The organism is Kribbella sp. CA-247076 (assembly GCF_050942445.1).
Taxonomy (GTDB): Bacteria; Actinomycetota; Actinomycetes; order Propionibacteriales; family Kribbellaceae; genus Kribbella.
In genome coordinates this window covers 7,496,195-7,517,400 of record NZ_CP192051.1, presented here as the reverse complement: position 1 = coordinate 7,517,400, position 21,206 = coordinate 7,496,195, and the positions used below count along the sequence as shown (strand labels likewise).

Genomic DNA, 21,206 nt, shown 5'->3' with positions numbered 1-21,206 from the left:
CACAAGGGGATCGGTTCAGCGGCGGCCGGGCAATCTGGATGTGACCAGGGACACCACGTCGTTGACCTCGTGGATCCGGAGGACCCGCGCGATCCCGGCGTACACAGGGAGCATCACGAGCGCGGCGACGGCGAGCTGGAGGATCGCGCCGAGCGGTCCGGACCAGTCCACGGCCCGGTCGAGCAGCCAGAGCGCGGCCCGGCCGACGCCGACCGCGAGCACCGCGGCGATCACCATCGCGAGCAGCGGCAGCCCGATCCCGGCGCCGTGCACCCGCGGGACCTTCCGCCGCAGGACCGGGCGGGACAGCAGTACGGCGACCAGGTAGGCCAGCGCGTACGCCGCACCGAGCACGACACCGCTGAACCGGAGATGCTCCTCGTCGAGCAGCACCCGGACTCCGATCAGCGCCGCGGCGATGTTGGTCGCGGCGATCACGCACTGCAGGAAGAACGGCGTCCGGGTGTCCTCGAACGCGTAGAACGTCCGCAGCTGGAAGTACTGAATGGTGAACGGCACGATCCCGAGCGCCAGCGTGACCAGCGTGTACGACATCAGGGTCAGGTTGTTCCGGCCGGAGCCGTAACCGGCGATCACGGTGACGATCGGATAGGCGAACGCGACCATCGCGGCCGCCGCCGGGACGACGACCGCGAGCGCCTGCCGGGTCGACCGGGCCGACAACCGGGCCACCTCGGTGACGTCCCCGTCGGCGGCGAGCGACGACATCTGCGGCAGCGCGGCCGTCGCCAGTGACACGGTGACGATGCCGTGCGGCACCAGGATGATCAGCATCGCCGTGCTGTACGCGAACAGACCGGCCTTCGCGCCCGGGTCCTCCGAGGCGCTTCCCGCGATCGCGAGCTGGGTGACGACCACCAGCGTCACCTGGTTGACCGCGACGAACAGCATCGTCCAGATCCCGAGCCGCGCGGTGTGCCCGAGCCCGGTCCCGCGCAGTCCGAACTTCGGCCGGTAGCTGTGCCCGCTCGCCGTCAGATACGGCAGCAGCACCAGCAGTTGTACGGCGATGCCGACCGTGTGCCCGAGTCCGAGCAGCAACTCCTCGCCCTGGCTGTACGTCGGCGGGTCGTCGCCGGTCCGGTAGACCAGCAGGAACACCACGATCGACGCGCAGGCGACGATGTTGTTCGCGATCGGCGCCCACATCATCGGACCGAACCGGCGCCGGGCGTTCAGCACCTGGCCGACCAGCACGAACGCGCCGTAGAAGAAGATCTGCGGCAGGCAGAGCCGGACGAACATGACCATGTTCGCCTTCTCGGCCGCCCGGGACGGGTCCTGCAGCTCCTTCGGCAGGTACAGCTCGGCGATCGCCGGCGCCAGCAGCACGCAGCCCACGGTCACCACGGCGAGGACGACGAAGCCGAAGGTGAGCACGCGGTTCGTGAAGTCCCGGCCGCCGTCGGTGTGGTTCTTGATCGCCCGGACGAGCTGCGGCACCAGCACGGTGTTGAACACCCCGCCGGCCAGCAGGATGTACAGACTGTTCGGGATCGTGTTCGCGGCGGTGAAGATGTCGCCGCGAAGCGCGGTGCCGATGGCGGCCGCGAGCAGGGCGATCCGGACGAATCCGAGCAGGCGTGACAGCACCGTTCCGGCTGCCATCACCGCCGCGGAGCGCAGGGTGCGGTCAGCCATCCTTCGAACCGACTCCTTCTTTCAGCGACACGTCGGCCGGCCCGTCGGAGGCCGGGGCGCCGGACTGTGGAGCACCGGGCTGTGGAGCGCCGGGCGTCGGCTTGCCGGGGTCGGGGTCGATCGGGGCGGGGTGCAGCGGGTCGGTCGCCGGCTCGGCGGCCGCGGCCGACTCGGGGCTGCGGCCCTCGCTCCGGATCCGCCGGTAGATGCGGACGAACGACGTACCGAAGAGCAGGGCGCAGGCGGCACCGACCAGGATCCAGCCGACGCTGCCGTACTGCGCGGCCTCGATCACCAGCTCCTGGGGGCGGCCGACCGGACGACCCGAGGCGGTGATCACCTGGGCGTTCGCCTTGATCAGACCGTTCTGCTCGGCACTCGCCTCGATCAGGTACGTCGCCTTGCCCCGCGGCGGCAGCACCCTCGCCTGCAGCGGCTTGATCCGCAGGTCGGTCCGGTTGGCCGCGGTGACCGAGATGCGGACCCGGATCGACTCGTCCAGCTCGTTCGAGATCGTCAGCGGGAACGTGCCCTTGCTGCCGGCCAGGTTCACCTTGATCACGCCGTGCTCGCCCTGCTCGACGTTCGAGTTGACCAGCGTCACCTTGCTCAGCTGCTGGTTCACCGAGCCGGTCTCGATCGCGGTGAACCGCCGGGCCTCGTCGGCGTACCCGCGCCAGCCGTTGGAGGTCGACCGCAGCAGGGCGCGCTCGATGTTCTCGTCCAGGTTCTCCGACGCGGTCAGCAGGTTCCGGAAGGTCTGGGTGGCGTTGTCGAGCTCCTCGACGGCGTCCATCTGGTCGGCGGTGAGCGCCGGGTTCGGCCGGGCGGCGTTCGGCGCCTTGGCCGTCGGCGGCCGCTTCGCCGCGCTGACGACCTGGTTGACGTCGGTGGGTGTGATCCACGGCAGCGACAGATCGCCGGCGATCGCCGCGGTCGCGTTGCCCTCGGGATCCCAGCCGCGCGGCGGCAGCGCGACCACGGACACCGGCGTCCTCCCGCCGGAGGCCAGCAGGGCGGTCTCGGCGGCGAACCGCTGCCGGACCTGCAAGGGGTTCTCGGCGGTGTCCGGGTCCGGGCCGCCGGTGGTGAGCGCCGAGTTCGCGATCACGGCGCGGACCTGGGTCTTCGGGCCCTCGGGGGTGAGCAGGTTGTAGACCGGCGAACTGTTCAGGTCCGGGCGTTCGGCGGTCGACCAGGACGAGCTGCCGATCAGGGTGAGGTCGTCGTCGGTCGAGCCGGGGAAGCCGGAGGAGGCGGCGGCGAGGTAGCGGCTGCGGGCGGCGCCGTTCTCCAGCCAGAGCCCGTTGGTGAACGCCGGCGGAACCGAGGAGCCGGGCGCGAGGAGGTAGCCCTCGCTGGTGGTCCGCGCGGCACCGACGATCTTGCTCACCGGGTCGCCGGCGTCGACCAGGCTGGCCACGTCCGGGTCGCCGTACGGGAGCAGGACGACCTGGTTGCCCCGGCTGCGGCTCTCGTCGAACTCGTTCAGCCAGGCGGTGACCACCTTCTGCCCGGTGCCCGGTGTCTGGCCGCCGTCGCCGGTGACGACGTACCCGTCCTTGCTGTCCTTGATCCGGCGGGCCTCGTCGAGCATCGCCGGGTCGACCAGCCAGGTGACCTTGCGGGTCCGGCCGAGCGCGAGCAGTCGGCCGAGCGGGCCGTTCGGCGCCATCGACTGGGCGAGCGAGTCGTTCGCGAAGTTGCGGCCGCCGAGTTGGGTCGGCCGGTGGCGCAGCGGGACCACGAGCGCCGTGTTCACCTTCCGGGTCAGCGGCTCGCTGCCGATCACCGGCATCAGCGTGCGGGCACGACCCGCGGTGACCCGCGCCGGGTCGTCCTCGTCGGGCTGCCCGCGGAACACGACGCCGACCACGTACGCCCCGGTGGCCTTGCTGATCTGCCACTCCGACCACGGCACGGTCAGCGTGAACTGGACCGTTGCCTTCGGCGCCAGTGGCGCCCCGAACTGCTGGAACGTCCCGGTCTCGAACCGGACCAGCCGTTCGCAACTGACCCGGTCGTTCATCGGCACGTCCTGCTCGGCGGAGACGGCGGCGATGTCCGCGCCGGTGGCCAGCCGCTTCCGGTCGATGCACGCCAGCGCCTGCGGGTCGCGGAAGGTCAGGTCGGTGGTGTTCGTCACCCGGCCCTTGATCTCCACCGGTTCACCGGGCTTCGGCGCGACCGGGGTGAAGGAGTCGATGGTGACGTCGACGACCGGGTCCTCGACCGGAGCCGCGGATGTCGGCCCCGTCCCGAGAACCGCTGCCGACGCAGCGATCAGCAGGCCCACGACCGCCGCAGCGGAGAGCCTCAGTCGCCGTCTCAACACGCCGTCACCGTAACCTAGTTTCCCGTGTCACCTTTCGCCGACCAGTCAGCCTCCGCCGGATCGTTGTCCGCCGTGCAGCGGCGGGCGGTCCAGACTCTGCTGCAGATCGCTCCGGTGGTCGACGAGCTCGGTGCCCGCTTCGCCGGGGCCGGGCACGAGATCGCGCTGGTCGGGGGTCCCGTCCGGGACATTCTGCTCGGACGGGGGAGCACGGACCTCGACTTCGCCACCTCAGCACACCCCGATGTGATCGAGCGGTTGCTGTCCGGCTGGGCGGACCACGTGTGGGACATCGGTAAGGCCTTCGGCACGATCGGTTGTCGCAAGGGCGAGTGGGTGCTCGAGATCACGACGTACAGGTCGGAGTCCTACGATCCCACCTCGCGCAAGCCGGAGGTGGCCTACGGCGACAGCCTCGAGGGCGACCTGGCCCGGCGCGACTTCGCGATGAACGCGATGGCGGTCCGGCTGCCCGGCCGCGCGTTCGTCGACCCGTACGGCGGGATCGAGGACGTCGCCGCCGGCCGGATCCGCACGCCGGGCACGCCGGAGGACTCGTTCTCCGACGACCCGCTGCGGATGATGCGGGCGGCCCGGTTCGCCGCGCAGCTCGGCTTCACGCCGGACCCCGCGGTGGTGGCCGCGATGACCGCGATGGCCGAGCGGATCACGATCGTGTCGGCCGAGCGGGTCCGCGACGAGCTGGTCAAACTGGTCTGCTCCGACCACCCGCGGATCGGGCTGGACCTGCTGGTGTCCACCGGCCTGGCCGACCACGTGCTGCCCGAGCTGCCCGCGCTCCGGCTCGAGCTCGACGAGCACCACCGGCACAAGGACGTCTACCAGCACTCCCTCACCGTCCTCGATCAGGCCATCGATCTGGAATCGCGGCTGTCTCTTCCGACGCCGGATTTCGTCGTTCGGTTCGCCGCGCTGATCCACGACATCGGCAAGCCGAAGACCCGCCGGTTCGAGGGCGCCGGCAAGGTGACGTTCCACCACCACGACGTGGTCGGCGCGAAGCTGGCGCGCAAGCGGATGAAGGCGCTGCGGTTCAGCAACGAGCAGATCGACCAGGTCGGCACGCTGATCGAGCTGCACCTGCGGTTCCACGGCTACGGCACCGGAGAGTGGACCGACTCCGCCGTACGCCGCTACGTCCGCGACGCCGGCGACCAGCTCGAGCGCCTGCACGTACTGACCCGGGCCGACTGCACCACCCGGAACAAGCGGAAGGCCGAGGCACTCCGGTCCGCGTACGACGACCTCGAGGCCCGGATCGAGCGGCTCCAGGAGCAGGAGGAGCTCGACGCGCTGCGGCCCGACCTCGATGGCAACCAGATCATGGAGATCCTCGGCATCACCCCCGGCCGCGAGGTGGGACAGGCGTACAAGTTCCTGATGGAACTCCGGCTCGACCAGGGTCCGCTCGGCGAGGACCGCGCCCGCGAGGAGCTCCTCCGCTGGTGGGGCGAGCGCTCCTAGATCGCCTGTGGCTCCACAGCCGCGTAGGCCTTGGCGATCACGTCGGCCGACGGCGGGTGGACGTCGTACGTCGTGGTGCCGGCGTCCGTGGTGATCGACGCGACCGGGAGCGCCGGGTCGATCGAGTTCGTCAGGTAGGCGGCGTCGTACGACGGGAGCTCGGCGAGCGTGATCCGTGTCGTCGTGTGGGTGCCGAGGCCGCGCTGGAGGACCTGCTGGCGGATGCCGGGGAGGATCGGGGCGTCCGGGAAGACGATGTCGGTGCCGCGGGCGAAGCAGAGGTTCCAGATGGAGGCTTCGGAGATCTCGCCGGTGGCGGTGTGGAAGACGGCGTCGTCGTACCCGGCCTGTTCGGCGAGTTTCCCGTAGTACACGAGGTCGAAGGTGCCGGTGTGCTTGAGGTGCGGGACGGCGCGCTGGTGCTGGAAGGCACGTAGTCGGAGCGGCCGTACGCCGGGATCGATCGGCGGGTCGACGTGGATGAGCAGGTGTACGTCGGTGGTGGCGAAGACGGCGGCTCGGAGCGAGACGTCGCCGGAGCCGGCGTGGTCGAGGGCCGCCCGCAGGTCGGACCGGACCCGATCGGCCGGCAGTGGCCGGCCGAAGACCTCGCGGGTACTGCGATCCAGGCGGTCGAGGTGCAGGTCGAGACCGTCGACGCGGCCGGCGCGGACCTGCATCGAGCTGAAATGGCCGAAGCTCGTTGCGCGCAGCAACGCCGGATCGACCGTTCGTCGGGGGGTGCCGTCGAGCAGCAGCAGGGAATCAGTCACAGGCCTTAGTGTGCGTCTGTGGACGTCTTGAGCATCATCGGGTGGGGCGGTTCCGCACTCGTCGTACTGTCGCTGCTGCAGACCCGGATCCTCCGGCTGCGCCTGCTGAACCTCGTCGGCTGCGTGATCCTGATCGGCTTCAACGCGGCGATCGCGGTCTGGCCGATGGTCGGGATGAACGCGGTCCTGGCCGTCATCAACCTGGTCCACCTCTGGCGGCTGCTCTGGCACCGGCACGACCAGACGGAGTACGCCGTCCTCCAGGTCAACGGGGACGACGCCTACCTCGGCCACGTGCTCGCGCAGCACCACAAGGACATCAGCCGGTTCAACCCCGGCTTCACCGCGAGCGGCAGCCCGTACGCGTTCCTGGTCCAGCACGGCGACCGCACCGTGGGCGTCGTCCTCGCCCACGACGCCGGCGACGGCCGCGCCCAGATCGACCTCGACTACGTCGTACCGAAGTACCGCGACTTCACCCCCGGCGAGTTCGTCTACCGCCGCAGCGACGTCTTCACCGACCACGGCTTCCACCAGGTCCTCGCCCCACCCCGCATGCGCGACTCCACCCCCTACCTCACCAAACTCGGCTTCCACCCCGAAGGCAACACCCTCGTCCTCGACCTCCCGCGCACCTAGAGGATCTTGGCGAAGCAGCGGGAGGCTGGTTCGTGTTCGAAGGGTGGGTACGGCGGGGTGGGGAGGTAGCCGTGGTTGGTGTAGAGGGCCAGGGCTGCGTGTTGTTGGGGGCCGGTCTCGAGGCGGAGGCGGGTGAGGCCGGTGGCGCGGGCGTGGGACTCGACGGCGTCCAGGAGGACCCGGGACAGACCCCAGCCGCGGGCGGACGGGTCGACGTACATGCGCTTGATCTCGCCGAGGCCCGGGGCGACCGGCTGCAGGCCGACGCAGCCGACCGGGGTGCCGTCGAGCAGCAGCAGGGTGAAGGAGATGTCCGGGTGGAGGGCGATCAGCGGCTGGTCCTCGCCGTACATCGCCGCGAGCTCCGCCTGCTGCGCGGTCGTCAGCGCCACCACGGCCGGGTCGGTGCCGGGGACCGCGCGCAGTTCCACGCCGTCGATCTGTTCCACCGTCATGCGGCCAGACGGTAGCAATCAGGCATGACGCTGCTGTTTCACAGATCTCTCGCGCCGAGTGGACAGCAGTGAGGCAACCGAGCGCAACCAACTCGTCGCTCTGGGCTCTTCCACAATTCATCATTACCGCTCAGTATTTCGGCATGACGCTGACCCGCAGAACCGTCCTCGGCAGTCTCGGAGCAGTCGGAGCAGCGGCCGCGGTGCCGCTCCAGGCGCACGCCGGTACGCCGGTCCTGCGCCGGGCCGCCGACGCCTCGGCTACTCTCGTCACTGGCGCCACGTTCCCGGAGGGGATCATGGCCGGCGTCCCGCGGACCGACGGCGCCACGTTGTGGACCAGGGTCCCGCGGGGCGTCTTCGAGGGCGACGCCGAGCTGGGCGTCGTCGTCTCGAAGAACCGGGACCTGAGCAGCCCGGTGATCGTCGAGACGGCGATCGCGGAGAAGCAGTGGGACGGCTGCATTCACTTCCCGGCGACCGGGCTGGCGCCGGGGTCGGAGTACTTCTACCAGTTCCGCGGGAAGGACACGGTCTCCCCGGTCGGCCGGTTCCGGACCCTGCGGCCGGCGGACTCCAACGAGCCGGTGCGGATCGGCTTCTTCACCTGCCAGGGCTTCACCGAGGGGTACTACGCCACCCACCGGCATCTCGCCGAGGAGGACCTCGACCTGGTCGTGTGCCTCGGCGACTACGTGTACGAGGCGAGCGTGCCGGGGGTCCGCGGGATCGACCTGAACCTCTATCCACAGGTGCTGGCGACGATGCGGGCGAAGTACACCTTCTACCGCAGCGACGCGAACCTGCGGGCGATGCACGCGCAGCACGCGTTTCTGCCGTTGTGGGACGACCACGAGTTCCGCAACAACTACAGCAAGGACAACTGGACGCTGCCCGAACTGTTCTTCAAGGAGAAGCGCAGCGCCGCCTGGCACACCTGGTTCGAGCGGATGCCGGTGCCGAGGTACGGCGGCGACATCACCCGGACGTACCGTTCGCTGCGGCTCGGCCGGACCGTCGAGTTGTTCGCCATCGACAACCGTCAGTACAAGGACGACCAGCCGTGCGACGACGGCGGGAACCTCGTGTGCGAGGCCGCGGACGCTTCCGGCCGGAGCATGCTCGGTCCGGCGCAGAAGACCTGGCTGACCGAGGGACTGCGGAGCTCCGGTGCGCGATGGAAGGTGCTGGCCAACCCGAACATGATGATGGGCATGGTCACCGGCGCCGCCGGCGAGCGCGCCTTCATGGACACCTGGGACGGGTACGGCGCCGAGCGGACCGAGTTGCTGTCGCTGGCCGCCGACCGGGTCCCAGATCTCGTGGTCGTCACCGGCGACGACCACGACACGTTCGCCGGCGAGCTGTGGAACACCGGCTTCGCCCCGGGCAGCCCGGGCAGCCCGGGCAACCCGGCGGGCACGAAGCGGTCCGGCGTGGAGTTCGTCGTACCGTCGGTGTCGTCGACCAACACCGGCGACCTGAAGGGTGCGGCCGGTGCACGGGCCGAGGAGCAGAAGCGGCTGCAGTACAACCCGCACCTGAAGCTGATCGACATGCGGCAGCACGGGTACGGCGTGCTCGAGGTGACCGGCGACGAGGCGAAGCTGTCCTACCGCGCGGTGGACAAGCTCCGCCCCGACGCTCCCGTGGCCACCAGCTACGAGGCCCGGACGGCTCGCGGCAGCTCCCGGATCGAGGTCTGAGTCAGCGATACAGGCGTACGTCGGCGAGACTCCACCAGTGGTCGCTCGTGGCCGTCGAGGTGACCCGCAGGTACCTCGCCTTGGTCGGCCTGAGCTCCACAGTGGTGAGCTGCCCGGTGGACCGGCCGGTCACGGGCTTCGACCAGTGCACGCCGTCGTTGCTCGTGGCAACTTGCCAGCCATTGACGTAATCCCCGAGCTGACCGCCACTGTCGAGTGCGACCTTGCGGAAGTACCGCGGCGACCCGAGGTCCACCTGCAACCACTGACCGGGTGTCTGCGCCTGCTTGCTCTGCCAGACGGTCGATCCGTCGGCATCGATCGCAAGGCCTGCCTCGGCCGGGTTCACCGAGGCGGTCGCGGTCGCGCCGTCCAGTGACACCGGGTCGGGCGTGTGCGGGTTACGGTCCCAGGTGAAGGTCGCGATCGCGCCGCCCGGCAGCTCGTACTCGAAGGTGCGATCGCCGACGGCTACCGCGAACGACCGCGGGTCGTCGTTCTCATTGTGGACCAGCAATGCGGTCGAGCCGTCGGGGTTACGGAAGGCGACGGACATCAGCTGGCCGTTCCAGCCGGTCGTGCCGTACGACGTACTGCCGATCCGGACCGCCCCCGGCTTCACGAACTTCGACAGGTGGCCGATGGTGAAGTACTCAGCGTCCTTGCTGACCGTCCCGTCCGGGTGCAGCGTGACCAGGCCGGTGCAGGTGTCGCAGCCGCCGAGGTGCGGGCCGCTGGTGGAGTCGAGCGCGATGTTCCAGTTCACGATCGACTTCGCCCAGTTGCGGGTGGTGCCGATCATCAGCGTGCGGGCGTGCCAGGTGAGCGTGCCGCGGAAGATCTGCGGTGGGGTGTCGTCCGGGCCGTGGGAGCCGGAGCACTCGGTGAACCAGATGCCCTTCGACGGGAACGCCTCGTGCAGGTCGGTCTGCTTCGACGGATCACCGGAGTAGCAGTGGTACGCCGTACCCGCGAGCCAGCGTGCGGCCGGGGACCGCAGGAGCTTGTATGGGTAGTCGGTCTCAGGGTCCTCGCCGGGCGGGGTGGAGGCGATGTCGGCAGGGTGCGTCGTCCAGTTGTGGTCGTAGCCGAGGATCTTCGTCCGCGGGCTCACCTTCCGCAGCAGCGGGCCGAGCCGCTCTATCACCGCGACCGCCTGCCGGACCGGCAGGTCCGTGCCGGGGTACCCGCTCGGGTTGCGGTTCTGCGGCTCGTTCTGGATCGAGAGGAAGTCGATCGGAACGCCGGCCCGGGTGTAGGCCTGCACGAACTTCACCAGGTAGCGCGCGTAGGCGTCGTACACGGCCGGGTCGTCCTTCAGCCGGCCGCCGACCAGCGAGTCGCCGGTCTTCATCCACGCCGGCGGGCTCCACGGCGTCGCCATCACCTTCAGCGCGGGGTTGAGCTGCTTGGCGCGCCGCAGCAGCGGGAGGATCTGCCGCTCGTCATGCGCGATGGAGAAGTGCCTCAGCCCGAAGTCGGTCTGCCCGGCCGGTACGTCGTTGTACGTGTAGTGCTCGGTCTCGGCGGTGAAGTCCGACGAGCCGACCGGCTGACGCAGGAAGCTCACGCCGATGCCGTGCCGCGGGTCGAACAACGCCCGCATCGTCTTGTCCCGCTCGGCCGGGCTGAGCCGGTAGAACACGTTCGCCGACGAGTCGGTGATCGAGGCGCCGAATCCGTCGACGCTCTGGTACGACGTCCGCGGGTCGACCGTGATCGTGGTGAGGTCGCTCGCCCCGCGCCGGAACGTCACGGGCGCGCGCTCGTGCAGCAGCTCGGCGCGGTCGGGGGTGGTGACCCAGACGCGGGCCGTGGAGGTCGGCGGATGGGCCTGGGCGGGACCGGTGAGCGAGGTCACGGCCAGTGCCAGGGCGACTGCGACTGCCTGTGTTCTCATCGCACTCCTCGAAGGAAAGCAAACGGCCACAGGAAACGCCCGGCTGTCAACACTGTCAAGGCGTCCCGAGGCACGGCCTGCTGAAAGTCACGCACCTCGCACCCGCAAGTGCGGGTGCGAGGTGCGCGGGGAGGGGTGGGATGTGGTCTGGGGTTACAACTTGCGGAGCGACTCCAACGCTGTGATGGCGTGGTCGACGAGCTCCTCGTCCGTGGTAGGGCGGTCGGCCTCGGGCAGGCCGGACCACTCGATGGCCAGGTCCTCGACGTACGCGAACCAGGCGTGCACCGTCATCCGCTCCGCGGTGGACGCGTCGGGGCAGCCGATCAGGTCGAGCACGCGGTTGGTGAGCGCTGTCCGGGTGTCGGCGTACACCTCGACGACGTAGTTGTCGCCGCCGGCGGCACCGCGGACGAAGGAGATGTAGGCGTCTCGCCGACGGGTGATGAAGGCAACGAAGGCGAGCAGCATCTGCCGCAGCTGCACCGGCGGCGGCAGCGACTCGTCCGGCTTGGTGACCCGCAGCAGCCGGCGGCCGGCGGCCGAGATGACCGCGACGTAGTAGTCCCGCTTGCTCGGGAAGTAGTGGAACAGCAGCCCGCGCGAGATCCCGGCCTGGCCCGCGACCGCGTCGATCGACAGTTCGTGGATCGGTTGCGTGCGCAGCATCATCAGGCCGATCCGGACCAGTTGCTTGCGGCGATCATCCGCAGTCCAGCGCTGACTCACGCTATTGAGCATTGCTTAGACGCTGCGCTACGGTCAAGAAAACCGAGGGGAGTCTGATGGAGTTCGAACATTCCGCCCGTGCGAACGACCTCGTCGGCCGGGTCGGGGAGTTCCTCCGGACCGAGATCGAACCGGTCGAGGCGGAGCTGCACGCCGCGACCAGGACCGCCGCCGACCCGTGGCTCCCGCAGCCGGTGTTCAAGGACCTGCAGGCGAAAGCCCGCGCCCAAGGACTCTGGAACCTGTTCCTCCCGGTCGCCGAGCCGGGCAACGAGCAGTACGGCGAAGGCCTGCCGAACGTCGACTACGCCCCGATCGCCGAGATCACCGGCCGCTCCTTCCTCGCGCCGTACGTCTTCAACTGCAACGCCCCGGACACCGGCAACATGGAGGTCCTGCTCCGCTACGGCACGCCCGAGCAGAAGAAGCAGTGGCTCGAGCCGTTGCTGGACGGCGCGATCCGGTCCGCGTTCTGCATGACCGAGCCGGACGTCGCCTCCTCGGACGCGACCAACATGTCCGCGACCGCGATCCCCGACGGCGACGACGTGGTGATCAACGGCCGGAAGTGGTGGAGCACCGGCATCGGCCACCCGGACTGCGAGCTGCTCGTCTTCATGGGCCTGACCGACCCCGACGCCGACCGGTACGCACGGCACACGATGGTGCTCGTGCCTCGCAGCACACCCGGCGTGAAGGTGGAGCGCCTGCTGCCGACGATGCACCAGTACGACGAGCCGTACGGCCACGGCGAGGTGTCGTTCACCGACGTCCGGGTGCCGGCGAGCAACATCCTGGTCGGGCCCGGCCGCGCGTTCGAGATCGCGCAGGGCCGGCTCGGGCCCGGGCGCGTGCACCACTGCATGCGGCTGATCGGGCTGGCCGAGAAGGCGCTCGAGCTCGCCCTCGAGCGGGGCAGCGGCCGGACCGCGTTCGGCAAACCGCTGGTGAACCTCGGCGGCAACCGCGAGCGGATCGCGGACGCCCGGATCGCGATCAACCAGGCACGGTTGCTCGTGCTGCAGACGGCGTACCTGCTGGACACCAAGGGGCTGGCGGGGGCGTTGAGCGAGGTCAGCCAGATCAAGGTCGCCGTACCGCGGATGGCGCAGGACGTGATCGACATGGCGATCCAGCTGCACGGCGGTGGCGGGCTGTCCGACGACTTCCCGTTGGCGGCCGCGTGGACGAGCGCCCGGGCGCTGCGGCTGGCGGACGGTCCCGACGAGGTCCATCGCAACGTGGTCGCCAAGCTGGAGTTGGCTCCGTATCTGGCCCAGGCTCAGGAGGCCCGATGAGCCGTGTCCTCGTCACCGGAGGCGCCAGTGGACTCGGCGCCGCCCTGGTCGCCCGGTTCGTTGCCGAAGGCCACCAGGTGCTCAGCACCGACGTGTCGGCCGCCGAGCCGGACGGTTCGGACGACGGCGCGTCGTACCTGAAGCTGGACGTCCGGAGCCCGGAGGACTGGGCCGCGGCGGTCCAGTGGTGCGAGCAGCACTGGGGCGGGCTCGACATCCTGGTCAACAACGCCGGGATCGCGACCGGCGGGCGGATCGACGTCGAGTCGCTGGACGAGTGGGACCGGGTCGTCGACATCAACCTGATGGGGGTCGTCCGCGGCTGCCGCGCGTTCACGCCGGTGTTCAAGCGCCAGCGGTCGGGCCACATCGTGAACACCGCCTCCGCGGCCGGGCTCGTCCACCCGCCGATGATGAGCTCCTACAACACCGTCAAGGCCGGCGTCGTCGCGCTGTCCGAGACGCTGTCGCACGAGCTGCACCCGTACGACGTGACCGTTTCGGTGGTCTGCCCGTCGTTCTTCCGGACGAACCTCGGCGACTCGATCCAGGGCGCCGACACCGCGATGGGGGCGACCGCGCGGCAGCTGATCGAGAAGTCGCCGCGGTCGGCCGACGACGTCGCCGCCGGGGTGATCGCCGGGATCGCCAAGAAGCAGTTCCTGATCATTCCCGATCGGCCGGCGCTGATGGCCTGGCGGACCAAGCGGTTCGCCCGTCCGCTCTACGACCGCCAGATGCGCAAGATCGCCGCCCGGGCCCGGGAGCGGGCCGAGTCCGGCAATGGGTGATGGCGCGCGGGCGGTCCGGGACGAGGACGCCTTCGACGTGCCGGCGATGGACGGCTGGCTCCGGCAGCACACCGAGTTGCCGGCCGGCCTGCCGGAGGTCAAGCAGTTCGCCGGCGGCGCCTCCAACCTCACCTACCTGCTGCAGTACGACGGCCACGCGCTGATCCTCCGCCGTCCGCCGGCCGGCACCAAGGCCAAGGGCGCACACGACATGGCCCGCGAGTACCGGATCCAGGCCGGCCTGAAGCCGGTCTTCCCGTACGTCCCCGAGATGGTTGCCCACTGCAATGACACGGCGGTGATCGGCTCCGAGTTCTACGTGATGGAGCGGATCGCCGGCACCATCCCGCGACGTCAGGAGCTCGGTGTCGACCTGACACCGGCGCAGACCCGGCAACTGTGCTTCACGATGATCGACACGCTGGTCGACCTGCACCAGGTGGACGCGGACCAGGCCGGTCTGACCGACCTCGGCCGCGGCGACGGGTACGTCGAGCGCCAGGTCACCGGCTGGACCGCGCGCTACCGCAAGGCCAAGACCTGGAACGTGCCGAGCTACGAGCGCGTGATGAGCTGGCTCGCCGCCAATCAGCCCGCGGACGTCGGCACCTGCGTCATCCACAACGACTTCCGGCTCGACAACCTCGTGCTCGCGCCGGACGATCCGTTGACGGTGGCCGGCGTACTCGACTGGGAGCTGGCCACGCTCGGCGATCCGTTGATGGACCTCGGCAGCGCGCTCGCGTACTGGGTGCAGGCCGACGACGACTGGGCATTCCGGCGGTTCCGGCTGCAGCCGTCGGACGCGCCCGGGATGCCGTCGCGGGACGAGATCGTGCAGTACTACGCCGAGCGGTCCGGGCTGAAGCCGGAGAACTGGGCGTTCTACGAGGTGTTCGGCTTGTTCCGGCTGGCGGTGATCGCGCAGCAGATCTACTACCGCTACCACCACAAGCAGACCCGGAACCCGCGGTTCAAGGGTCTCTGGGTGCCGGTCAACCTGCTCGAGCGGCGGTGCCGCCGGATCATGAGGGCCTGATGCCGACCGTCTACCTGATCCGGCACGCGCAGGCGTCGTTCGGCAAGAGCGACTACGACCGGCTCTCGCCGTCGGGCGAGCAGCAGGCGGTCCTGCTCGGGAAGGCGCTGGTCGCTCGCGGGGTGACGCCGGCGCTGGTGGTGTCGGGCGCGATGCGACGGCACGCGCAGACCGCGACGCTCGCCGGCTTCACGCCGGAGGTCGACCAGGGGTTCGACGAGTTCGACCACGAAGAGGTGATCGTCGCGCACAAGCCGGCGTACCGGCGGCGGGCGGTGATGCTGGCCGACCTCGCGAGGACCGGTCGTCCGGGCCGCGCCTTCCAGGAGATGTTCACGGCCGCGACCGAGCGGTGGGCGCGGGGTGGTGACGGCTACACGGAGAGCTTCACCGACTTCTGCGAACGGTCCGAGGCAGCGGTACGTCGTACCGCGGAACGACTCGGCAAAGGGGAGACCGCGCTCGTGTTCACGTCGGGCGGACCGATCGCGGCAGTCGTGAGTCGGTTGCTGTCCGGCGGCGACGAGCTGTGGCCGAGCCTGAACCCGGTCACGATCAACACCGCGATCACGAAGGTCGTGTCCGGTCGCAGCGGCCTGACTGTGGTGAGCTACAACGAACACGCCCACCTCGACGGCACCGGACTGCTCTCCTACAGATAGGACCAGTGATGCGACGCAACCTCCTGATCACCGGCGCGAGCTCGGGCCTGGGCGAGGAGATGGCCCGGCAGTTCGCCGCCAAGGGGCACAACCTGGTGCTGACCGCGCGACGGTCGGACCGGCTCGAGGCTCTGCGCGCCGAGCTGACCGAGCGGCATCCGGGGCTGACCGTGATCGTGCACACCCTCGACGTCAACGACCACGACCAGGTGTTCGAGGTCTTCCGCAAGGCCGACGCCGAGTTGACGCTGGACCGGGTGGTCGTGAACGCCGGTCTCGGCAAGGGCGCACCGCTCGGGACCGGCCGCTTCGACGCCAACCTGGAGACCGCGATGACGAACTTCGTCGGCGCGCTCGCCCAGGCCGAGGCCGCGCTCGAACTCTTCCGTGCCCGGAACGCCGGCCACCTGGTCTTCATCGCCTCGATCTCCGCGCTGCGCGGGCTGCCGAAGACGGTGACGACGTACGCCGCGACCAAGGCCGGGCTGGCGTCGCTGGCCGAAGGGTTGCGGATGGAGTTGCTGAACAAGCCGATCGCGGTCAGCACGATCTACCCCGGCTACATCCGGTCGGAGATGAACGACCGGGTCGCGAACACGCCGCTGATCGTCGACACCGTTCCCGGCGTACGGGCGATCGTCGCGGCGATCGAGGCCGAGAAGGCGACGGCGTACGTGCCGCCGTGGCCGTGGGTCCCGCTGGCACGGGTGATGAAGTACGCGCCGCTGCCGTTGCTGAAGAGGATGATCTGATGCGCTGGGGGCTGACCGTTCCGCTGACCGGCGTACCGCTGCGGGAGCACCGGGCGTTGATCTCCGAGCTGTCTTCCCTGGGCTACACCGATCTGTGGTCGGCGGAGGTGGCCGGCGCGGACGCGTTCACGCCGCTCGTGCTGGCGTCGGAGTGGGACGAGCGGTTGCGGCTGGGGACGGCCGTCGTACCCGTGCACACGCGCGGGCCGGCCGCGCTGGCGATGAGCGCGGCCACGTTGGCGGACCTCGCGCCGGGGCGGTTCGTGCTCGGGATCGGGGCGTCGTCGGAGACGATCGTGACCGGGTGGAACGGGATCGCCTACGACCCGCCGCTGGCGCGGACGCGGGACGTGCTGCGGTTCCTGCGGCAGGCGTTCGCCGGGGAGAAGGTGGACGGCGAGTTCGACAGCTTCACGATCCGGCGGTTCCGGCTGGAGAAGGCGCCGGACGTGCCGCCGGCGATCATGCTCGCGGCGCTGCGGCCGCAGATGCTCCGGCTGGCGGCCCGGGAGGCCGACGGCGCGATCACGAACTGGCTGTCCGCGGACGACGTCCGGCAGGTCCGCGCCGAGCTCGGGCCGGACAAGGAGCTGGCGGCGAGGATCTTCGTCTGCGTCACCGAGGACGCCGAAATGGCGCGCAACATCGGGCGCTTCCTGATCGCGACGTACCTGACCGTGCCCGGGTACGCCGCCTTCCACGACTGGCTGGGACGCGGCGCCGCGATGAAGGAGCTCCGCGAGGCGTGGGCCGCCGGCGACCGCAACGCCGCGATGGCCGCCGTACCCGTCGACGTCATCGACGACCTCATCGTCCACGGCACCCCCGCCCAGTGCCGCGCCCGCATCAACCAGTACGTCACCAACGGCCTCGACACCCCCATCATCGCCACCCTCCCCACCGGCACCAACCCCCTACAAACCGCCCGAGCCCTAGCCCCCAGCTAAAGGACACCGCTCCGCGGCCCGGGCTTAGGGGAAGCGGTCCGTGGCGTGTACGCTGTGTACACAGTAGGAGGATGGAGGCGATCGTGAGCTCGCAGGTCGAGTACCGCAGTGCGCGTGAGGCGCGTGAGCATTTCAAGGACATCCTGGATGCTGCCGACGACGGTCGCCCGGCGACGGTCACCCGGGACGCGCGCCGGGTCGCGGCCGTCGACGCGGACCGCCTGGTTCACTTCCTCACCAGTCTCCGGCCCTCCGGCGCTCAGGTAGTCGCCGAGAACGACGGCTGGTCGCTCTTCATCCCCGGGCTTCCGGTCGCCGCCGACGGGCCCACGCTCGACGACGCGGTAGCCGAGATGATCGACGCGCTCCGCGACTACGCCGAGGAATGGGCCGACCACCTGCGCCTGGCGCCCAACCACGCCGAGAACTGGGGTCTGGTGCAGATCGTGGCCCTCTCCTCGGATGAGCAGTTGCGCGACTGGCTGCTCGCCTGACGCGCGTGGGAAGCGAGCATCGCCGGCCGGCCACCCGGACGGACCATCAGAGATTCTGCGTCATCGAAGGCTGGACCGAGCGCAAACGCGCGACGGGTGCGCGAGGAACCCACCATGTGAACTACGAGTTCGCGCTGCCCGACGGACGCATCCTGTACACGCGGATCAGCCACCCGGTCGATCGCACCGACTACGGGCCGTCCATCTGGTCACACATCCTCCGTGACCAGCTCGCCGTGACCGCCGGAGAGTTCTGGGCCTGCGTCGAGGACAAGGTCCTGCCGGATCGACAGGGACCACCAAAGGCTCCGGCAGAGACCATTCCGGCGGGAGTCGTCCGAGCACTCGTGGCCGAGGCACACATCCCGGAAGCGGAGGTGCGGGCCATGACGAAGGTGGAGGCGGTTCAACGACTCGCGACGTTCTATGCGACCGGTCGCTAACGCTGGAGGCGGTGTTCCTTCAGCCAGGTGGTGGCTCGGCGGGTGGAGGCTCGGGAGAGCCAGGCGTCTTGGATTACTTCGGTGAGTTCTTGTTTGGTGAGTTCGCCGAGGTGGCTGGCGCGGACGAGGACGGAGGGGTGGCCGTCGAAGTGGGGGGTGGTGAAGAACGGGGTGGAGTCGTCCGACACCAGGGCGAGCTTCTCCTCGTCGGACTCCACCCAGATCATGATCACGTCGTCGTACCGCTCGCCGGTGTCCGGGTCGACGGCGTCCGGCCGCGCGGTCCGGAAGAACACGAACGACTTCCCGCCGACCTGGTAGACCGGCCGGTTCGTTCCGTCGTCCCGCTCCCAGACGGTGACGTGCGGCATTCCCCGCGCGATCTCGTGCACGTCCGCGACGCGCGCCTTCCTGGCTGCCACACCCGCGAGGTTAACCAGCCGGGATCCAGATCGTGAAGGTGGACCCGGCGCCGAGGCGGCTGGTGACGGTGATCCGGCCGCCGTGTGCCTCGGCCAGGTGCTTGGTGATCGCCAGGCCGAGTCCGCTGCCGCCGGTCGTCCGGCTCCGCGACTGCTCGGCGCGGTAGAAGCGGTCGAACAGGTGCGGCAGGTGCTCGTCCGCGATGCCGGTCCCGTTGTCGGTCACGGTCAGGTTGTAGCCGTCGGCAACACGCCGTACGCCGAGCACGACGCGACCGCCGGACGGCGTGAAGCGGATCGCGTTCGACACGAGGTTCCCGAGCGCCTGGCGGATCCGGGCGCTGTCGACGGACGCCGTCGCCGGCCCTTGTACGTCGGCCGTCAGCGACACCCCCGCCGACTCGGCCGCCGGTCGATGCGCAGACACCACCTGCTGCGCGACCTCGGCCAGGTCCCGCGGACCCGGGTGCAGCCGGAGCATGCCGGCGTCCGCGAGCGCCAGGTCCTGCAGGTCGGCGACCAGGTGCTCCAGCAGCCCGGTCTCCTCCAGCAAGGAGTTCACAAGATCACGATCCAGCGGTACGACGCCGTCCTCGGACGCGACCAGGTAGCCCTTGATGTTGGCCAGCGGGGTCCGCAACTCGTGCGCGACGTCGCTCACCATCGCCTTCCGCTGGTGGTCGTGCCGCTGGATCGACTCGGCCATCGCGTTGAACGCGTGCCCGAGCCGGGCCACCTCGTCCTTCCCGGTCACCGGGACCCGGGCCGCGTGGTCGCCGTTCCGCATCCGCTGGGCCGCCCCGGTCAGCGCGACGATCGGCCGGACCAGCCGCCGCCCGGCGAACACCATCACGAGCGCGGCGATCAACAGCACCCCCAGCGCAGTCGCCGCGGTCCGCAGCAGGCCTTCGCCCGAGAACACGTTGAACGTGCTCTTCGCGCCCAGATAGAGCTTCGCCGCCGGAGCGACGTACGGCGTCAGCGCCTGCGACCGCGCTTCCGACGTACAGGCGACGAAGGTGTCGGACGGCAGTTTGGCCTTCGGCTCGACGTACTGCAGGCCGTCGAGGTCGGTGAGGCTGTAGAGCTCGCCGGCGTCTTTCAGGCAGGCGGTCGCCCGGCGGACCTCGTCGTCGTTCACGATCTTGGCCTTGGCGCTCGGCGCCCGCAGCCCGGGTGACGCGCACTTGTCGGCGTCGGCGGCGGTCGGCTTGGAGACCTCCATCACCGTCGTGCCGTTCAGCGTTCGGCCGTTCTCGACCACGACCTGCGGAATGCTGCGGCCGCCGCTCGTGACCGTCGCGGTCCGGCCGAGCGCGCGGTAGCAGTCGGCGGCCTGCTCGGCCAGCTTCTCGCGCTGGCGGAGTTCCTCGTCCGTGAAGCCCCAGTCCGGGTAGGCGGGGTACGGCGGCACGAGCGCCGACATCATCACCGAGTCGTTCGCCTTGGCGGAGATGGTCGCCTTGCGCGCGGCGAACGCGCTGACGGCCCCGGCGAACTTCCCCACCCCGTCGTTCCGTGCGTCGATCGTTGCTGCCGGCACCGACGGGAGCTCGGGCCCGGCGCCGAGCATCCGGGCCGAGTCGGCGATCACGCTGCCGTCCGGTTCGGTCAGGGCGATCCGGCGGCCGAGATCGTCGGCCAGCTGGTGGACCAGGTTGTCCACCCCCGACCAGGATCTGTGGTCGGCGGCGTACTTGGACAGCTCGGCGTAGATCCGGCCGTCGACCTGGAGCTGACCCGTGTTCGCGTCGATCTCGCCCTGGAGCTGCTCCGACGTGCTGTACGTCGCGATCACCGCGGTCGCGATCACCGCGCCGAGGGCCACCGCGAGGGACAGCCCGAGGAACCGGACGAGCACGCTACGACGCATCGGAGGCCACCACCTTGTCGGCCAGCTTGTAGCCCACGCCGTACACGGTCTTCAAGTACGCCGGACTGCCCGGGGACGGCTCGATCTTCTTCCGGAGGTTCATCACGTGGACGTCGACGGTCCGGTCGAAGACGTAGTGGTCGAACCCGAACGCGTGCTCGAGCAGCTGCTGCCGGGAGAACGCCCGCCCGGGTGAGGCCGCCAGGCAGGCCAGGATCTTGAACTCGGCCGGGGTCACCTCGACCAGGCGGCCGGCCAGCCGGACCTCGTGCCGGACCGGGTCGATCTCGAGCTCGCCGACCCGGTACACCTCGCCCTCGGCCCGGCTCCGGGTCCGGCGCAGCACGGTCCGGACCCGGGCGACCAGCTCCCGCGGGTTGTAGGGCTTGGTCAGGTAGTCGTCGGCGCCGAGGTCGAGGCCGAGCAGCAGATCGTCCTCGGTGGACCGGGCCGTCAGCATGATGATGGGCACGTCGGCGCCGGTGTCACGGTCGGCCCGCAGCACCCGGCACACGTCCAGCCCGTCGACCTTGGGCATCATCACGTCGAGCACCAGCAGGTCCGGGCTGCGCCGGCGGGCCTCGTCGATCGCGGCCCGGCCGTCGTGCACGACGACGGTCAGGTGCCCCTCCCGCTCGAGGTACCGCCGGATCAGCTCCGCCTGCTTCAGATCGTCTTCGGCGACGAGAATCCGGGCTGGCATACCGATCAATGTCGCCGAAGATCTTGAGAATCCGATGAAGATCGGCTGAGAGCATCGGGTGCAAACGGCTCCTTCACACGTTCTTCATCGCCGCGGCG

Annotated in this window: 20 protein-coding genes; 11 read left to right on the top strand and 9 right to left on the bottom strand. The window is 69.9% G+C overall.

Annotated features, from left to right (window positions below; translation table 11 throughout):
• Positions 1–15: 15 nt before the first annotated feature.
• Both murJ and ACQPYZ_RS35970 read right to left on the bottom strand, forming a co-directional pair.
• The gene (murJ, locus tag ACQPYZ_RS35975) at positions 16–1,662 is read right to left on the bottom strand and encodes a murein biosynthesis integral membrane protein MurJ (RefSeq protein ID WP_433163899.1); all 1,647 of its coding nucleotides are present in this window, start codon (positions 1,660–1,662) and stop codon (positions 16–18) included.
• Entirely contained in the window at positions 1,655–3,997 is a 2,343-nt protein-coding gene (locus ACQPYZ_RS35970; RefSeq protein WP_433163897.1) for a DUF6049 family protein, read from the bottom strand. The genes murJ and ACQPYZ_RS35970 overlap by 8 nt, the downstream gene beginning before the upstream one ends.
• Before the next feature lie 63 nt (positions 3,998–4,060).
• Between ACQPYZ_RS35970 and ACQPYZ_RS35965 the strand changes: the two genes are divergently transcribed.
• A complete protein-coding gene (locus ACQPYZ_RS35965) occupies positions 4,061–5,482 on the top strand; it encodes a CCA tRNA nucleotidyltransferase (protein ID WP_433169834.1) in 1,422 nt (473 codons plus the stop codon).
• On the opposite strand, the gene ACQPYZ_RS35960 is transcribed toward ACQPYZ_RS35965, so the two are convergent.
• A complete protein-coding gene (locus ACQPYZ_RS35960) occupies positions 5,479–6,255 on the bottom strand; it encodes an aminotransferase class IV (protein ID WP_433163895.1) in 777 nt (258 codons plus the stop codon). The two genes, ACQPYZ_RS35965 and ACQPYZ_RS35960, sit on opposite strands and share 4 nt — an antisense overlap.
• An 18-nt stretch (positions 6,256–6,273) precedes the next feature.
• On the opposite strand from ACQPYZ_RS35960, the gene ACQPYZ_RS35955 reads away from it, so the two are divergent.
• Entirely contained in the window at positions 6,274–6,894 is a 621-nt protein-coding gene (locus tag ACQPYZ_RS35955; RefSeq protein ID WP_433163893.1) for a hypothetical protein, read from the top strand.
• Here ACQPYZ_RS35955 and ACQPYZ_RS35950 read toward each other — a convergent pair.
• Positions 6,891–7,349 (bottom strand): GNAT family N-acetyltransferase, encoded by a 459-nt coding sequence (locus ACQPYZ_RS35950; RefSeq protein WP_433163891.1) that lies wholly within the window; start codon positions 7,347–7,349, stop codon positions 6,891–6,893. The two genes, ACQPYZ_RS35955 and ACQPYZ_RS35950, sit on opposite strands and share 4 nt — an antisense overlap.
• Positions 7,350–7,492: 143 nt before the next feature.
• Here ACQPYZ_RS35950 and ACQPYZ_RS35945 point away from each other — a divergent pair, with 143 nt between their 5' ends.
• Positions 7,493–9,055, top strand: coding sequence for an alkaline phosphatase D family protein (locus ACQPYZ_RS35945; RefSeq protein WP_433163889.1), 1,563 nt, complete (start codon positions 7,493–7,495; stop codon positions 9,053–9,055).
• 1 nt (position 9,056) lies between these two features.
• On the opposite strand, the gene ACQPYZ_RS35940 is transcribed toward ACQPYZ_RS35945, so the two are convergent.
• Both ACQPYZ_RS35940 and ACQPYZ_RS35935 read right to left on the bottom strand, forming a co-directional pair.
• Entirely contained in the window at positions 9,057–10,955 is a 1,899-nt protein-coding gene (locus tag ACQPYZ_RS35940) for a discoidin domain-containing protein (RefSeq protein ID WP_433163888.1), read from the bottom strand.
• 153 nt (positions 10,956–11,108) lie between these two features.
• Complete coding sequence (locus ACQPYZ_RS35935) at positions 11,109–11,684, bottom strand: TetR/AcrR family transcriptional regulator (protein ID WP_433163886.1); 576 nt, start codon at positions 11,682–11,684, stop codon at positions 11,109–11,111.
• Between the two features lie 56 nt (positions 11,685–11,740).
• Here ACQPYZ_RS35935 and ACQPYZ_RS35930 point away from each other — a divergent pair, with 56 nt between their 5' ends.
• The 8 genes from ACQPYZ_RS35930 (at position 11,741) to ACQPYZ_RS35895 (ending at position 18,110) form a co-directional block, all read left to right on the top strand.
• Positions 11,741–12,982 carry an acyl-CoA dehydrogenase family protein gene (locus ACQPYZ_RS35930; RefSeq protein WP_433163884.1) on the top strand — a complete coding sequence of 414 codons (1,242 nt, stop codon included), beginning with the start codon at positions 11,741–11,743 and terminating at the stop codon, positions 12,980–12,982.
• The gene (locus ACQPYZ_RS35925) at positions 12,979–13,773 is read left to right on the top strand and encodes an SDR family oxidoreductase (protein ID WP_433163883.1); all 795 of its coding nucleotides are present in this window, start codon (positions 12,979–12,981) and stop codon (positions 13,771–13,773) included. The genes ACQPYZ_RS35930 and ACQPYZ_RS35925 overlap by 4 nt, the downstream gene beginning before the upstream one ends.
• The gene (locus ACQPYZ_RS35920) at positions 13,766–14,812 is read left to right on the top strand and encodes a phosphotransferase family protein (RefSeq protein WP_433163881.1); all 1,047 of its coding nucleotides are present in this window, start codon (positions 13,766–13,768) and stop codon (positions 14,810–14,812) included. The genes ACQPYZ_RS35925 and ACQPYZ_RS35920 overlap by 8 nt, the downstream gene beginning before the upstream one ends.
• On the top strand, positions 14,812–15,474 hold the full coding sequence (locus tag ACQPYZ_RS35915) for a histidine phosphatase family protein (protein ID WP_433163880.1): 663 nt from the start codon (positions 14,812–14,814) through the stop codon (positions 15,472–15,474). The genes ACQPYZ_RS35920 and ACQPYZ_RS35915 overlap by 1 nt, the downstream gene beginning before the upstream one ends.
• An 8-nt stretch (positions 15,475–15,482) precedes the next feature.
• Entirely contained in the window at positions 15,483–16,226 is a 744-nt protein-coding gene (locus tag ACQPYZ_RS35910) for an SDR family oxidoreductase (RefSeq protein WP_433163879.1), read from the top strand.
• Positions 16,226–17,173: an LLM class F420-dependent oxidoreductase gene (locus tag ACQPYZ_RS35905; RefSeq protein ID WP_433163877.1), complete on the top strand. Its 948-nt coding sequence runs from the start codon at positions 16,226–16,228 to the stop codon at positions 17,171–17,173. The genes ACQPYZ_RS35910 and ACQPYZ_RS35905 overlap by 1 nt, the downstream gene beginning before the upstream one ends.
• Positions 17,174–17,244: 71 nt before the next feature.
• Positions 17,245–17,667 carry a hypothetical protein gene (locus ACQPYZ_RS35900; protein ID WP_433163875.1) on the top strand — a complete coding sequence of 141 codons (423 nt, stop codon included), beginning with the start codon at positions 17,245–17,247 and terminating at the stop codon, positions 17,665–17,667.
• A gap of 116 nt (positions 17,668–17,783) precedes the next feature.
• Positions 17,784–18,110: a hypothetical protein gene (locus ACQPYZ_RS35895; protein ID WP_433163874.1), complete on the top strand. Its 327-nt coding sequence runs from the start codon at positions 17,784–17,786 to the stop codon at positions 18,108–18,110.
• Here the strand turns inward: ACQPYZ_RS35895 and ACQPYZ_RS35890 are convergent.
• From ACQPYZ_RS35890 to ACQPYZ_RS35880, 3 genes are read right to left on the bottom strand one after another with little or no spacing between them, the layout of a single operon-like run.
• The gene (locus ACQPYZ_RS35890; protein ID WP_433163872.1) at positions 18,107–18,532 is read right to left on the bottom strand and encodes an MmcQ/YjbR family DNA-binding protein; all 426 of its coding nucleotides are present in this window, start codon (positions 18,530–18,532) and stop codon (positions 18,107–18,109) included. The two genes, ACQPYZ_RS35895 and ACQPYZ_RS35890, sit on opposite strands and share 4 nt — an antisense overlap.
• Positions 18,533–18,542: 10 nt before the next feature.
• On the bottom strand, positions 18,543–20,405 hold the full coding sequence (locus ACQPYZ_RS35885; protein ID WP_433163870.1) for a sensor histidine kinase: 1,863 nt from the start codon (positions 20,403–20,405) through the stop codon (positions 18,543–18,545).
• Entirely contained in the window at positions 20,395–21,108 is a 714-nt protein-coding gene (locus ACQPYZ_RS35880) for a response regulator transcription factor (protein ID WP_433163868.1), read from the bottom strand. The genes ACQPYZ_RS35885 and ACQPYZ_RS35880 overlap by 11 nt, the downstream gene beginning before the upstream one ends.
• Positions 21,109–21,206 lie beyond the last annotated feature (98 nt).

What these genes read in the sequence shown, in the direction of transcription:
- murJ (WP_433163899.1), bottom strand. Translation starts at nt 1,662, where the DNA reads ATGGCTGACCGCACCCTGCGCTCCGCGGCGGTGATGGCAGCCGGAACG.
- ACQPYZ_RS35950 (WP_433163891.1), bottom strand. Translation starts at nt 7,349, where the DNA reads ATGACGGTGGAACAGATCGACGGCGTGGAACTGCGCGCGGTCCCCGGC.
- ACQPYZ_RS35945 (WP_433163889.1), top strand. Translation starts at nt 7,493, where the DNA reads ATGACGCTGACCCGCAGAACCGTCCTCGGCAGTCTCGGAGCAGTCGGA.
- ACQPYZ_RS35940 (WP_433163888.1), bottom strand. Translation starts at nt 10,955, where the DNA reads ATGAGAACACAGGCAGTCGCAGTCGCCCTGGCACTGGCCGTGACCTCG.
- ACQPYZ_RS35930 (WP_433163884.1), top strand. Translation starts at nt 11,741, where the DNA reads ATGGAGTTCGAACATTCCGCCCGTGCGAACGACCTCGTCGGCCGGGTC.
- ACQPYZ_RS35925 (WP_433163883.1), top strand. Translation starts at nt 12,979, where the DNA reads ATGAGCCGTGTCCTCGTCACCGGAGGCGCCAGTGGACTCGGCGCCGCC.
- ACQPYZ_RS35920 (WP_433163881.1), top strand. Translation starts at nt 13,766, where the DNA reads ATGGGTGATGGCGCGCGGGCGGTCCGGGACGAGGACGCCTTCGACGTG.
- ACQPYZ_RS35915 (WP_433163880.1), top strand. Translation starts at nt 14,812, where the DNA reads ATGCCGACCGTCTACCTGATCCGGCACGCGCAGGCGTCGTTCGGCAAG.
- ACQPYZ_RS35910 (WP_433163879.1), top strand. Translation starts at nt 15,483, where the DNA reads ATGCGACGCAACCTCCTGATCACCGGCGCGAGCTCGGGCCTGGGCGAG.
- ACQPYZ_RS35905 (WP_433163877.1), top strand. Translation starts at nt 16,226, where the DNA reads ATGCGCTGGGGGCTGACCGTTCCGCTGACCGGCGTACCGCTGCGGGAG.
- ACQPYZ_RS35900 (WP_433163875.1), top strand. Translation starts at nt 17,245, where the DNA reads ATGGAGGCGATCGTGAGCTCGCAGGTCGAGTACCGCAGTGCGCGTGAG.
- ACQPYZ_RS35885 (WP_433163870.1), bottom strand. Translation starts at nt 20,405, where the DNA reads ATGCGTCGTAGCGTGCTCGTCCGGTTCCTCGGGCTGTCCCTCGCGGTG.
- ACQPYZ_RS35880 (WP_433163868.1), bottom strand. Translation starts at nt 21,108, where the DNA reads ATGCCAGCCCGGATTCTCGTCGCCGAAGACGATCTGAAGCAGGCGGAG.